The organism is Ectopseudomonas khazarica, from assembly GCF_017915135.1.
Classification (GTDB): Bacteria; Pseudomonadota; Gammaproteobacteria; order Pseudomonadales; family Pseudomonadaceae; genus Aquipseudomonas; species Aquipseudomonas khazarica.
This window is the reverse complement of record NZ_CP068551.1, coordinates 2,837,462-2,850,956: the sequence shown is the minus strand read 5'-3', so window position 1 is coordinate 2,850,956 and position 13,495 is coordinate 2,837,462. Positions and strand designations below refer to the sequence as shown.

Genomic DNA, 13,495 nt, shown 5'->3' with positions numbered 1-13,495 from the left:
AGTAGCAGCGCAAGTGGTGGAATTATCGCGTGACCTGGGGCGACTGCTTCAATGACAATTGGCGCCGTTAGCCCGCCTCTTGTGGTACGGGATGTCACTGTTGGAGAGGGAGCCATGCCAGGATTGCCGTCGAGCGAAGAATTGCAGTTGCAGGACGAGGTGCTGCTGACCGAGGTGCGTGACGCCTTCGGGGTGATTCGCGTGGTGCAGATTGGCGCCTACCGTTTTCTCGAGTTTGGCGACGCGATCGAGCAGAGCTGCGTATTCGTCGGTGATCCCAGCTGGCTGGAGTACGACTACACCCGCGCCATGCTGCTGGGCGCGCTTTGCCACGACGCGCCGGAGACCGCGCTGTTTCTCGGCCTGGGCGCCGGCAACCTGACCCAGGCGTGCCTGAAGTTTCTGCCGCTGGAGGATGTCGAGGCCATCGAACTGCGCCCCGACGTGCCGCGCCTGGCCATGGAGTTCCTCGGCCTGGACGACGACCCGCGCCTGACCATCCGCATCGGCGACGCCACCGACCTGCTCGACAGTGCGGAAAGCGCTGACCTGATCTTCCTCGACCTCTACACCGACCAGGGGCCTGGCGTCGGGCACCTGGCCTGGCGTTTTCTCGAACAGTGCCAGGCCAAGCTCAATCCCGGCGGCTGGCTGATCATCAACCAGTGGGCCAGCAACGACGGCAAGCCCCTGGGGGCGGCGCTGTTGCGCGGCCTCTACCATCGGCACTACTGGGAATGCCCGGTGAAGGAGGGCAACGTGGTGCTGCTGATCCCGGCCGACCTCGACCAACGCTTGAACATGGGGCGCCTGCAGGCGCGGGCCGGTGAGCTGGCGCCGCGCCTGGGCTATGCGCTGCAACCGCTGATCGAGGCGATGCGTCCGGCTACCTGATGCACCGCTGAGCGGTTCGCTGCCCGAGAAAGCGCAAAAACCAGCACCTGGGTCAGGATTTTCCGGTATAGTGCGCGCCGGCCAAATTTCCGGCCACGTTCAGGTAGTGCAATTCGCCCGGGGCTCGACTCCGGCAGCCAGTCCCGCTGCGGACTATCCTTGACGATTCACTTTCATCACGTTTTCGCAAATCCCCGCCGAACCAGGCTGCCAGGGTGACCCACAAGGTCTTGCACGGCATGCGCAGCTTTGGAACATGGGTCTTTGCGGATGCACTTGAGGCAGACCCATGACCCAGGAAACCGGCGGCTTCGCCGCGCTCGGACTTCATCCCCATATTCTCGCCGCTCTGACCGCCGTCGGTTACGAAGAGCCGTCGCCGATCCAGGCGCAGGCCATTCCGGTGATCCTCGCGGGCCACGACATGATCGGCCAGGCGCAGACCGGTACCGGCAAGACGGCCGCATTCGCACTGCCGCTGCTGTCCAAGATCGACACGGCCAAGCGTGAGCCGCAGGTCCTGATCCTGGCGCCGACCCGCGAGCTGGCCCTGCAGGTGGCCACCGCCTTCGAAACCTACTCCAAGCAGATGCCGGGCGTGAACGTCGTTGCCGTCTACGGTGGCGCACCGATGGGCCCGCAGCTCAAGGCCATTCGCCAGGGCGCGCAGGTCATCGTCGCCACCCCGGGCCGTCTGGTCGACCACCTGCGTCGTGACGAGAAAGTGCTGTCCACCATTCAGCACCTGGTCCTCGACGAAGCCGACGAGATGCTCAAGCTGGGCTTCATGGACGATCTGGAAATCATCTTCGAAGCCATGCCGGAAAGCCGCCAGAGCGTGCTGTTCTCCGCCACGCTGCCGCACTCGATTCGCGCCATCGCCGAGAAGCACCTGCGCGAGCCGCAGCACATCAAGATCGCGGCCAAGACCCAGACCGTCTCGCGTATCGAGCAGGCGCACCTGATGATCCACGCCGATCAGAAGACCAACGCCGTGCTGCGCCTGCTGGAGGTCGAAGAATTCGACGCGCTGATCGCCTTCGTGCGTACCAAGCAGGCCACCCTGGACCTGGCCGCCGCGCTGGAAGCCAAGGGTTTCAAGGCTGCCGCATTGAACGGCGATATCGCCCAGGCACAGCGTGAGCGCGTGATCGACTCGCTCAAGGACGGTCGCCTGGACATCGTCGTCGCCACCGACGTGGCGGCGCGTGGTATCGACGTACCGCGCATCACCCACGTGTTCAACGTCGACATGCCGTACGACCCGGAGTCCTACGTGCACCGTATCGGTCGTACCGGCCGTGCTGGTCGCGATGGCCGTGCGCTGCTGCTGGTCACGCCGCGTGAGCGTCGCATGCTGCAGGTGATCGAGCGTGTCACCGGGCAGAAGGTCGGCGAGGTCAAGCTGCCCAACCCGCAGCAGGTGCTGGATGCCCGCATCAAGAAGCTGACCGCCAGCCTGGCGCCGCTGGTTGCCGATGCCGAGGCCAGCCATGGCGATCTGCTCGACCGTCTGACCGCCGATATCGGCTGCAGCCCGCGTGCCCTGGCGGCAGCGCTGCTGAAGAAGGCCACCAATGGCCAGGCCTTGGATCTGGCCAGTGTCGAGCGTGAACAGCCGCTGGTGCCGGGTGTGGGCGCACCGCGCGAGCGCCGTGAGCGCGATACCGATCGCGGTGGCGAGCGTGGCGAATACCGCGAGCGTCGTGCGCCGATGCCGCTGGCCGAGGGTCGCGTGCGTTGCCGTACCGCACTGGGCAACCGTGACGGCATCGCCGCCAAGAACCTGCTGGGCGCGATCCTCAACGAGGGCGGCCTGGCCCGTGAAGCCATCGGCCGTATCCAGATCCGCGAAACCTTCAGCCTGGTCGAACTGCCGGAAGAGGGCCTGGATCGCCTGCTCGGCAAGCTCAAGGACACCCGCGTGGCCGGCAAGGCGCTGAAGCTGCGTCGCTACCGCGAGGACTGATTCGGGACGGGCTTGCCGCCCGGTTTCGAGCGCCATGAAACGCCGCATCCCATTCCGGGATGCGGCGTTTTCGTTTGTGTACCTCGGGTCGTCCTAGCGGCGGGCGGTTTCGCCGCGTGTGGCCTTGGTGGCGAGGCGTTCGAAGACCTCGGGGGTGAACGCGGCTTCACCGGCTTCGTCGAGTACTTCTCGCGGATGCTCGCTGCCGGGAATGCTGCTGTCGAGCATGCTCAGCAGCTGCGTGCCGCGCCCGGTCAGGACAAAGTTCTCGCCATTGCCGCCTTCGCTCTCCGGGCGTGGCTCGATGAAGCCGTTTTCCAGCAGGCGCGCTTCGTAGCGGGTCGCCTGGGTGCGCAGGTGGTCGAGGTCGACTGTTGCAGACAGGCCCTGCTCATCGGCCAGGTCTTGCGCGTACTGGCGCGGGGCGAAGGGTTTGCCGGCGCAGTTCTGCGCCTCATGCAGCAGGCGTTCGACCAGATCCCAATTGTGCGTCATGGCAGTGTCTCCTCAAGCGATGGGCTCAATGAGTCCGACTGCACGGGGAGGTGACGGTTCGAATGGATTGCACGGGCGGTAGCCCGGAAACGAAAACGCCCCGAACCAGTCGGGGCGTTTCTCGTCGGCGCGCTCAGGCGCGGCGGCGGAACAGCGGTTGCGGCTGGTCGGCCGAGGCCTGATAGACCTCGCTGTAGTCCTCGAAGGCTTTCAGCGCATCGACCGGGTCCTTGTCGGCACGCAGGGCGAAGGCATCGAAGCCGACGCGGCGCAGTGCGAACAGCTGGTCGCGGAGGATGTCGCCGATGGCACGCACCTCACCCTTGTAGCCATAGCGGGTGCGCAGCAGGTAAGCGGTGGAAGAGTGGCGGCCGTCGGTGAAGGCGGGGAAGTTCAGGGCGATGACCTGGAAGTGCGCCAGGTCGTCGGCGATCTCTTCGATTTCCTCGCCAGCCTCCAGCCACACACCCAGGCCGCCATCGCGGGCTTTCAGTGCATGGCCATGCTCGACCCACAGTGCCAGCGGCACGATGACGTCGTCGCAATTGGGGATGGCGTCCAGGGTCACGTCCTTGGCCAGCAGGTGCCAGGTCTCGTCGATGACCTGGTCGTTCTTAATGATTCGCTGCATAGACGCGCTCCTTGAACGGGTCGATACCGATGCGGCGGTAGGTATCGAGGAAGCTTTCTTCTTCGGTGCGTTGCTCGACGTAGACCTTGATGATCTTGTCGACCACGTCCGGCATGTCGTCCTGGGCGAAGGACGGGCCGAGAATCTGCGCCAGGCTGGCATCACGGCCGGCGTTGCCGCCGAGCGACACCTGGTAGAACTCCTGGCCTTTCTTGTCCACGCCGAGAATGCCGATATGGCCGACATGGTGGTGACCACAGGCGTTCATGCAGCCGGAGATGTTCAGGTCGATGTCGCCGATGTCGAACAGGTAGTCGAGATCGTCGAAGCGGCGCTGGATGGCTTCGGCCACCGGGATCGACTTGGCATTGGCCAGCGAGCAGAAATCGCCGCCGGGGCAGCAGATGATGTCGGTCAGCAGGCCCACGTTCGGCGTGGCGAAACCCTGTTCACGCAGCTCGCCCCACAGGGTGAACAGCTGACGCTGTTCGACGTCGGCGAGGATGATGTTCTGGTTGTGGCTGTTGCGCACTTCACCGAAGCAGTAGCGATCGGCCAGGTCGGCGATGGCGTCGAGCTGCTTGTCGGTGACGTCGCCCGGTGCCACGCCGGTGGGCTTGAGCGACAGGGTCACGGCCACATAGCCCGGCTTCTTGTGGGCGAAGGTGTTGCGCTGGCGCCAGCGGGCGAAACCAGGGTGTTCGGCATCTTGCTGGGCGAGCAGGGCGTCTTCGTCCTGCAGGGCCTGATAGGCCGGGTCGACGAAGTGCGTGGCAACGCGTGCGACTTCGGCGTCGGTCAGCGTCATCGGGCCATCCTTCAGGTGCGCCCACTCGGCGTCGACGCGCTCGGCGAAGACTTCGGGGGTCAGCGCCTTGACCAGGATCTTGATGCGCGCCTTGTACTTGTTGTCACGACGGCCATAGCGGTTGTACACGCGCAGGATGGCATCGAGATAGGAAATCAGGTGCTGCCACGGCAGGAACTCGTTGATGAAGCTGCCGACGATCGGGGTACGGCCCAGGCCGCCGCCGACGGATACACGGAAGCCCAGCTCGCCGTCGTCGTTCTTCACCGCTTCCAGGCCGATGTCGTGCACCTCGATGGCCGCGCGGTCGCTGACGGCACCGTTGACGGCGATCTTGAACTTGCGCGGCAGGTGGCTGAACTCGGGGTGGAAGGTCGACCACTGACGGATGATCTCGCACCAGGGGCGCGGATCGACCACTTCATCCTTGGCCACGCCGGCGAACTGGTCGGTGGTGGTGTTGCGGATGCAGTTGCCGCTGGTCTGGATCGCGTGCATCTGCACGGTGGCCAGCTCGGCAAGGATCTCCGGTACGTCTTCCAGCTCCGGCCAGTTGTACTGCACGTTCTGCCGGGTGCTGATGTGCGCGTAACCCTTGTCGTAGTCGCGGGCGATGCGCGCCAGCACGCGAACCTGGGCAGACGACAGCAGGCCGTAAGGCACCGCGACACGCAGCATGGGCGCGAAGCGCTGGATATACAGGCCATTCTGCAGGCGCAGCGGGCGGAATTCCTCGCCGCTCAGCTCTCCGGCGAGGTAGCGGCGGGTTTGATCGCGGAACTGCTTGACGCGATCCTCGACGATCTGTTGATCGTACTGGTCATATACGTACATGAAGGGTCCTGTTTTCAGGCTACTTACTGCCAATCAGCGCGCACGGCCGCGCACTCCCCGAGGAGCCGGGGCACGATACCAGCTCAGGTTTATGCGTAAAAGTGATGTTTGAATATATAAACCTGACTTTAAGGAATAAGACGGGCCCAGAGCATAACCAGAAGGTTTGAGCGAACCGCAAGGCTGGTCTTAAATGCACTGTGCGGTACCCACAAGCACAAGAAGAGGGGGAGCCATGAGCGAGCACAGCGAAGTCGAAAATGCCGACAGCGTCATCGATGCCTGGGCAATCTTCAGCCTGATCCTGATCGCGGTCGGTACAGCGATCTTCTGGGTCAGCGGACAGTAAGGATCGGGGCCGACACGCATCAGCGGTCGGCCTTTTGCCACTGGAGCCCTATACTGCGCCCGATGTTTTTTCGGAGGCGCGCTGTGATCAAGTGGATGATGGGGCTATGGCTGGTGCTGTGCGGCGTACAGGCGCTGGCGCAGGTGCGAGCGCCCTCCGTCGTGTTCCTCAATCCGGGGCATTCCGATGAGCCGTTCTGGCGCGAGTATTCCCGCTACATGCAGGATGCTGCGCAAGACCTCGGCCTCGAGCTGAGAGTGCTCTACGGTGAGCGCGACCCGGCGCGCATGCTGGGCAACGCTCATGAAGTCCTGCGGGGGGATCACCCCGATTACCTGATCTTCACCAACGAACAGTTCCAGGCCCCCGCGCTGTTGCGCCTGCTCGAAGGCAGCAATATCCAGCTGTTCGCCCTGCACAGCACCCTGACTCCGGAGCAGCAGGCGCTGCTCGGCGGCAGCCGCGAGCGCCACGGTAACTGGCTGGGGAGCCTGGTGCCCAATGACGAGGAAGCGGGTCACCTGATGGGGCGGGAGCTGATCGCCCTGAGCGAGGGGCGGCCGGCCGAGCTGCTGGCCTTTTCCGGGGTCAAGCAGACGCCGTCTTCCGAGTTGCGCCTGGCCGGGCTGCATCGCGCACTGGCCGAGGCGCCGCACGTGCGCCTGGTGCAGGCCGTGCATGGTGAATGGCAACAGCAGCGCGCCTACGAGCAGGCGGCCAGCCTGCTGCCTCGTTACCCTGACGTGAGCCTGATCTGGGCCGCCAACGATGAAATGGCCTTCGGTGTCATGCGCGCAGCCGGAGAGCTAGGCAGGGCACTGCGCTATGCCGCCCTGAACAACTCCGAGCGGGCGCTGCAGGCGCGCATCGACGGCCGGATCGAGGTGCTGGCGGCAGGGCACTTTCTTCTTGGCGCCTGCGCGCTGGTGATGCTCAACGATCACGCCAGGGGCTTCGACTTCATCGAGCGTGGTGGCAAGGACCAGGTGGCGCATCTGCTGCGCCTGATCGACCGGGCGCAGGCGCGGACGCTGCTCGAGCGCCTGTCTCGCGCCGAGATCGGCATGGATTTCCGGCGCTTCAGCAGCGAGCTGCAGCCGAAACAGCAGCGCTACGACTGTTCGGTTGCCCGCCTGCTGGACTGATCAGCCGACAGCCAGGTGCAGGATCAGCTTCACTGTCGCCAGCAGGATGACGACGAACAGTACGGTGAACAGCACGCCCAGCATGATGAAGTGGCCGGGCTTGCCACGGCTGAAGTCGCGGCTGCGGTTCTTGCCGCTCTGCACGCCGAGCGCGGCAGCCAGCACGCTCTGCAACATTTCCCGAAACGTCAGCGGTGCCTGTTCGGGGTCTTTCTCCTGATCGCTCATGGTCAGCCTCTCCGTCGCTGCAGCAAGCATAGTCCGCCGCTGGCGAATCGGCACACCGGCCTAGGCTGGCTCGAGCGAATCAGGCAATCTGACAGGGCGCCGACAACCGATACCGACCATGCCCGAGAACCTCTTCCCCGACGATGCCGCGCAGACCGAGCGCACCCGCGAGACCATCCTGCGCTACCACCTGAGCTGGAAACACCGTGACCTCGAGGCGGTGATGGCCCTGTACCACCCGGACATCGAATACAACGACTTCTATCAGCAGCGCTGCATGCGCCTGGCGGACCTGCGTGAGTACGTGGAAAACAACCTGCCGCGCCGTCCGGGCGAGCTGCTGGAGCATGTCGATCGCATCCGTATCGACGGCCATACCGCGTTCATTCAGTACTGCACCAGCTTGCAGGGTGGGGAAGGGCTGGTGTCATTCCGCACGGGCGAGGCCATTACCGTGCGCGACGGCCTGATCTGGCGTATCAACGAATACGCGACCCTGGTGCGTGAGGCGCGCGGGGCGGGTGAGGGTGGTGCTTCACGGCCCGCGATCAGTCGCCTGGGCCTGTCGACTCGTCAGCTCGGGCAACTGGCGCAGGACCTGCAGGAGTACTTCCAGAGCAGCCAGCCGTTTCTCGACCCCGAGCTGGACCTGCAACAGGTGGCGGCCGCCACCGGCTATAGCCGCAACCAGATTTCCCATTTGCTCAACCAGGTGCTCGGCGAAAGCTTCTACCGCTACGTCAACCGCGCCCGCCTGCAATACCTGCTCGACGGGTTGCAGGTCGGCAGCGACCTCAAACGCATCGACGAACTGGCCTTTGCGGCGGGCTTCAACTCGCTGTCGGCGTTCTACACCTGCTTCAAGCGGCATACCGGGCTGTCGCCGAAAGCCTATCTACGACATCTTATGACCACGAGCTAGCAAGAGCATCAGGCGCTGCCTGGCGGCTCGCTGACTCATCCATGAACGATGAAACGGCCCGCGAGTAGCTGGCACTTCCACTCCAGCATATTGCAGCAACCTCAACTGCAGAGTGCCCGGCGCTACGACTGATGAATTGATTGCCGCGCCTCATGAACAGCCACGTTTCTTGCTCACCTGGATCGAGGATATCGGGCAGATCGGCAATTTTCCTCGCGGGCACGCACGCAAGACAGCGACCGTTCGACGCCTCTAGCCTTGGGCCATCGATTGATGACGGAGGCGAGGATGAATTCCTGGCGCAACATCAGCCTGTGGATGGATCAGCTCGACGAGCCCCTGCAGGCCCGAGCCGCCTTGCAGGCGGACCTGCAGGCGGACGTGGCGATCATCGGCGCGGGCTATACCGGGCTGTGGACGGCCTACTACCTCAAGCGCCAGGCGCCGCAGCTGCGCGTGGTGATCCTGGAGGCCGAGACCGCAGGCTTCGGTGCTTCCGGGCGCAACGGTGGCTGGCTGATGGGCAATCTGCTCGGCGAGGATCGCATGCTGGCCGCCTTGCCCGCGGCCGAACGCAAGGCCTCGTTCGACCTGCTGCACGGCATTCCCGATGAGGTGGCGGCGGTGGTCGAGCGCGAGGGCATCGACTGCGACCTGCGCAAGGGCGGGGTGCTCTATTGCGCCGCGCGTTACCCGGAGCAGGAGGTACGCTTGCGCGAGTATCTCGCCGAGCTGCGCGCCCTGGGCCTGGGCGAGGAGGACTATCGCTGGCTGGCACCGAGCGAGCTGGGCGAGCAGTTGCGCATGGCCAATGCCTACGGTGCGCTGTACAGCCCGCACTGCGCGACCATTCAGCCCGCCAGGCTGGTGCGCGGGTTGGCCCGCTGCGTCGAGGGCATGGGCGTCGAGCTGTATGAACGCAGCCCGGTGATCGACTGGCAGCCCGGCGCGGTGCGCACGGCCCAGGGCCGCGTCACGGCCGACTGGGTGGTGCCGGCCATCGAGGGCTATGCCGCGACCCTGCCGCCGCTGGGCAATCACCAGTTACCGGTGCAGAGCCTGATCGTCGCCACCGACCCCCTGCCTGCGGATGTATGGGCGGGAATCGGCCTGGAGCGTGGCCAGGCGTTCAGCGAGTTCAGCCGGCAGGTCACCTACGGCCAGCGCAGCCTGGATGATCGGCTGATCTTCGGCGCGCGTGGCGGCTATCGCTTCGGCGGGCGCCTGCGTAGTGACTTCAGCCTGACCCGGGACGAACTGGACCTGCGTCGCTACCTGATGGGGGAGATCTTCCCGCAGCTGCGCAACCTGCGCTTCACCCACTCATGGGGCGGCAACCTCGGCATGGCGCGGCGCTTCCAGCCGCACATGTTGCGCGATGCGCGCAACCGGATTGCCCTGGCCGGCGGTTACGGTGGCGAGGGCGTGGGGGCCACCAACCTGGCCGGGCGAACCCTGGCCGACCTGATTCTCGGACATGACAGCGAGCTGCTGCGACAGCCCTGGGTGCTGGCCGACAGCCCGGTTTCCCGTCTGCGCCGCTGGGAGCCCGAGCCATGCCGCTGGCTCGGCTACAACGCGATCATCCGCAGCTTCGTCCACGAGGACGAGGTGCTCGCCAACCCGCGCAGCCCGGCCTGGCGACGACGCCTGGCGCAAGCCGTGGCGGGGCGCATGGAAAGCCTGATGAGCTGAGCGAGTGCCTGGCTCTCACCGAACTTCAACCTGGAGCTCACATGAACATCACCCATTTCCGCAATACCCCGGACATCGTCCTGGAGGAGTCCAACCCGGTGGCCGTGCCGCTGAGCGAGCCGGTGGCGGTGGCCTCGACCACCAGCGTCGAACGCAGCGATGGCGTCGAGACTGGCGTCTGGGAGTGCACGCCAGGGCGTTGGCGCCGGCAGATCGTGCAGCAGGAGTTCTGCCACTTCATCGCCGGGCGCTGCACCTTCACCCCGGATGGCGGCGCACCGATCGAGATCGCAGCAGGTGACGCACTGATGTTGCCGGCCAACACCCTGGGCATCTGGGACATACAAGAAACGCTGCGCAAGACCTATGTGCTGATCTTCTGATCCGGCGCTTTTTTCAGTGACTGCCTAGAACAACAACTCACGAGGTAACCCATGCTGAAGAAACTTCTACCGTGCCTGTTGCTGGCCGGTACCGCCCACGCCGCCGACAGCGTGCGCATCTACAACTGGACCGACTACATCGCCCCGGACACGCTCAAGCAGTTCGAGCAGAGCAGCGGCCTGGCGACGCACTACGATGTCTACGACAGCAACGAGACGCTGGACGCCAAGCTGATGGCCGGGCGTTCAGGCTATGACGTGGTGTTTCCCTCCAACCACTTCATGGCCCGGCAGATTCAGGGAGGTGCGCTGAAGAAGCTGGACCGCAGCAAGCTGCCCAACTGGAGCAACCTCAACCCGGTGCTGATGAAGGCGCTGGAGGTGAACGACCCCGGCAACGCGCATGGCTTCCCCTATCTGTGGGGCAGCACCGGCATCGGCTACAACGTCGACAAGGTGCGTGAGGTGCTGGGCGACGATGCGGCGATGGACAGCTGGGACGTGTTGTTCGACCCGAGCAAGCTGGCCAGGCTCAGCCAGTGTGGCGTGGCGATTCTGGACAACGGCCCGGAGATGCTGCCCATTGCCCTGCATCACCTGGGCTTGCCCCATCACAGCAAGAACCCTGACGACTACAAGCGTGCCGAGGCACTGCTGATGGAGATGCGCAAGAACGTGCGTTATTTCCACTCGTCCAAGTACGTCGGCGACCTGGCCAATGGCGAGATCTGCATGGCCGTGGGTTTCTCCGGCGACATCATGCAGGCCGGCGCGCGAGCCGCCGAGGCAGGCAACGGGGTGAAGATCCGCTATGAGATCCCCAAGGAGGGCGCGCCGATCTGGTTCGACATGGTGGCAATGCCGGTCGACGCCAGCAACGAGGAGGGCGCCTACGCCTTCATGAACTACCTGCTGCAGCCGGAAGTGATGGCGGCCATCAGCAACCACGTGAAGTATGCCAATGGCAACGCCAAGGCCGATGCGCTGGTCCAGCCGGCCCTGAAGGCCGACCCGACCGTGTATCCGCCGGAGTCGGTGATGGACAAGCTGTACACGCTGGAGGCCATGCCGCTGAAGATCGACCGGGTGCGCACGCGCATCTGGAGCAAGGTCAAGAGCGGCGTCTGATCACCACCCGCCCTGGATAGCACAAACGCCGCGAGCCTCTGCAGGCTCGCGGCGTTTTCCTGTGCTTCGCTGGCAGCCGGGCGCTGCCTGCCCAGACGTCAGACCTTGAAGCGCCCCAGCAGGCTGTCCTGCTGGCCAACCTGTTCCACCATCGAGGCGCACTGGCGCACCTGTTGCTCGGCGCCGCCAGCCAGCTCATGACTGATGTCGCGGATGTTGGTGGTGTTGCGGTTGATTTCCTCGGTGGTTGCGCTCTGTTCCTCGGCCGCCGTGGCAATCTGCAGGTTCATGTCGTTGATGCGGGTGATCGCCTCGCGGATGCGGCCGAGCATGTCGTTGGCCGCGCCGGCTTCTTCGGCGGTCTTGCTGGCCGTATCACGGCTCTGCTGCATGCGGCTCTCCGCCTGGCGTACGCCGCCCTGCAGCTGGTCGATCATCTGGCGGATTTCCTGAGTCGCCTGCTGCGTGCGCGAAGCCAGCGAGCGAACCTCGTCGGCGACCACGGCGAAGCCGCGTCCGGACTCGCCGGCACGCGCGGCCTCGATGGCGGCGTTGAGGGCCAGCAGGTTGGTCTGCTCGGCGATGCTGGTGATCACCTGCAGGATCGACTCGATGTTGTGGCTGAGCTTGGCCAGTTCGTTGATCGCGTGGCTGGTCTGGTCCATCTCGTCGGCCAGGTGGCGAATCGCCGAACTCGACTGCGAGACCACGCGCACGCCGCTTTCGGTCTCCTCGTTGGCCGCGACGGCCGCCTGGGCTGCTGCCTGGGCGTTGCGCGCCACTTCCTCGGCGGTGGAGGCCATCTCCTGCATGGCGGTGGCCAGCTGGTCGAGTTCCTGCAGTTGCTCCTGCAGGCGGCGGGCCGCCTGTTCCGACTCCTGCGATGTCAGCGCGGTGCTTTCGCGCACCTGGTGCGAGCTGCCCATCACATCGCCGATCAGCGTCTGCAGGGTTTGCAGGAAACGGTTGAACTCCAGCGACAGCTCGCCGATCTCGTCATTGCTGGTGATCGCCAGGCGCCGGGTCAGGTCGCCTTCGCCGCTGTTGATCTCGCGCAGCGAGGTGCTGAGCAGGCCGAGCGGCTTGAGCAGGCTGTTCATCAGCAGGCCGAGCACCACCAGGCTGATGGCCACGCCTACCACGGTGCCGCCCACGGCCAGCCAGGTCAGGCGATCGGCCTCGGCCATCACCACGCTCTCGTCGAGCACCACGCCGATGTACCAGTCCATGCCGCGCAGATTGGGCAGGGGGGTGAAGGACACCAGCAGGCTCTTGCCGTCGGCATCGACCTCGTGCAGTTCCTTGCCCAGGGCCGGGCTCTGGCCATCGAACAGCTCGCTGTAGGCCTTGCCGTTGTAGCTGGCGTCCGGGTGGGAAATGATGTTGCCCGAGCGGCTGAGCAGGAAGGCGTAGCCGGCGCCGTTGAAGTCCAGGGTGTTGACCGCGTCGGCGACCGACTGCAGGCGGATGTCGCCGCCGAATACGCCGAGGAACTTGCCCGCATCGCTGATCCGGGCGACGGCGGAGATGAGAATCTCGTTGGTGGTGGAGTCGACGTAGGGTTCGGTCAGCACGGCCTGGCTGCCGGCCTTACCGGTGGCGTACCACGGGCGTTTGCGGCCATCCCAGTCGGCGCTGGGCTTCCACTCGTCACTGTTCTTGATCGGCTTGCCGTCCGCTTCCAGTGCGCCGAACACCAGAATGAACTCGTTCTTCAGCAGCGGGGCATCGAAGACCCGCTGGTTTTCTTCCGGGCTGTAGCTGCTGTCGATGGTCTGTGCCATCAGGTCGATCAGGCGCAACTTGGCGTTGAGCCAGTTCTCGATCTGCCTGGCGAGCGCGTTGCTCGACTCGGTGATACTGGATTCGACCTGACTGCGCAGGGTGTCGCGCACCTGGCTGACCTGGGACAGCGACAGCAGGCTGGTAGTAAGGAACAGCACGGTAGCGGCAGCGATACCGACCTTGTGGGCAATCTTCATGAATGGGCTCCTGAGCGCCAAAACGACGGGGC

At 64.9% G+C, this 13,495-nt stretch carries 12 protein-coding genes; 7 read left to right on the top strand and 5 right to left on the bottom strand.

What is annotated here, in order from left to right; genetic code table 11:
- The first annotated feature begins 114 nt into the window (after positions 1-114).
- Entirely contained in the window at positions 115-894 is a 780-nt protein-coding gene (locus JLK41_RS13605) for a spermidine synthase (protein WP_210389135.1), read from the top strand.
- Positions 895-1,183: 289 nt separating this feature from the next.
- A complete protein-coding gene (locus tag JLK41_RS13600) occupies positions 1,184-2,863 on the top strand; it encodes a DEAD/DEAH box helicase (protein ID WP_210389134.1) in 1,680 nt (559 codons plus the stop codon).
- A 93-nt stretch (positions 2,864-2,956) separates the two neighbouring features.
- On the opposite strand, the gene JLK41_RS13595 is transcribed toward JLK41_RS13600, so the two are convergent.
- The 3 genes from JLK41_RS13595 to JLK41_RS13585 all read right to left on the bottom strand — a co-directional run bounded on the left by JLK41_RS13595 (position 2,957) and on the right by JLK41_RS13585 (position 5,631).
- Positions 2,957-3,358 carry a transcriptional regulator gene (locus tag JLK41_RS13595; protein WP_210389133.1) on the bottom strand — a complete coding sequence of 134 codons (402 nt, stop codon included), beginning with the start codon at positions 3,356-3,358 and terminating at the stop codon, positions 2,957-2,959.
- A gap of 133 nt (positions 3,359-3,491) precedes the next feature.
- Positions 3,492-3,989: a DUF934 domain-containing protein gene (locus tag JLK41_RS13590; protein WP_047585640.1), complete on the bottom strand. Its 498-nt coding sequence runs from the start codon at positions 3,987-3,989 to the stop codon at positions 3,492-3,494.
- Positions 3,973-5,631: a nitrite/sulfite reductase gene (locus tag JLK41_RS13585; protein WP_210389132.1), complete on the bottom strand. Its 1,659-nt coding sequence runs from the start codon at positions 5,629-5,631 to the stop codon at positions 3,973-3,975. Before JLK41_RS13585 ends, JLK41_RS13590 begins: the two co-directional genes overlap by 17 nt.
- Before the next feature lie 447 nt (positions 5,632-6,078).
- On the opposite strand from JLK41_RS13585, the gene JLK41_RS13580 reads away from it, so the two are divergent.
- Positions 6,079-7,125 (top strand): ABC transporter substrate-binding protein, encoded by a 1,047-nt coding sequence (locus tag JLK41_RS13580; RefSeq protein ID WP_244976522.1) that lies wholly within the window; start codon positions 6,079-6,081, stop codon positions 7,123-7,125.
- On the opposite strand, the gene JLK41_RS13575 is transcribed toward JLK41_RS13580, so the two are convergent.
- Entirely contained in the window at positions 7,126-7,353 is a 228-nt protein-coding gene (locus tag JLK41_RS13575; protein ID WP_037047556.1) for a DUF2970 domain-containing protein, read from the bottom strand.
- A gap of 118 nt (positions 7,354-7,471) precedes the next feature.
- Here JLK41_RS13575 and JLK41_RS13570 point away from each other — a divergent pair, with 118 nt between their 5' ends.
- From JLK41_RS13570 to JLK41_RS13555, 4 genes are all read left to right on the top strand, one after another.
- A complete protein-coding gene (locus JLK41_RS13570; RefSeq protein WP_210389131.1) occupies positions 7,472-8,275 on the top strand; it encodes an AraC family transcriptional regulator in 804 nt (267 codons plus the stop codon).
- A gap of 288 nt (positions 8,276-8,563) precedes the next feature.
- On the top strand, positions 8,564-9,970 hold the full coding sequence (locus JLK41_RS13565) for an NAD(P)/FAD-dependent oxidoreductase (RefSeq protein WP_210389130.1): 1,407 nt from the start codon (positions 8,564-8,566) through the stop codon (positions 9,968-9,970).
- Positions 9,971-10,011: 41 nt separating this feature from the next.
- Complete coding sequence (locus tag JLK41_RS13560) at positions 10,012-10,353, top strand: cupin domain-containing protein (protein ID WP_210389129.1); 342 nt, start codon at positions 10,012-10,014, stop codon at positions 10,351-10,353.
- A 51-nt stretch (positions 10,354-10,404) separates the two neighbouring features.
- A complete protein-coding gene (locus JLK41_RS13555; RefSeq protein WP_210389128.1) occupies positions 10,405-11,481 on the top strand; it encodes a polyamine ABC transporter substrate-binding protein in 1,077 nt (358 codons plus the stop codon).
- A 98-nt stretch (positions 11,482-11,579) separates the two neighbouring features.
- Here the strand turns inward: JLK41_RS13555 and JLK41_RS13550 are convergent, their stop codons facing one another.
- Positions 11,580-13,463, bottom strand: a complete 1,884-nt coding sequence (locus JLK41_RS13550; RefSeq protein ID WP_047591053.1) for a methyl-accepting chemotaxis protein — start codon at positions 13,461-13,463, stop codon at positions 11,580-11,582.
- Positions 13,464-13,495 lie beyond the last annotated feature (32 nt).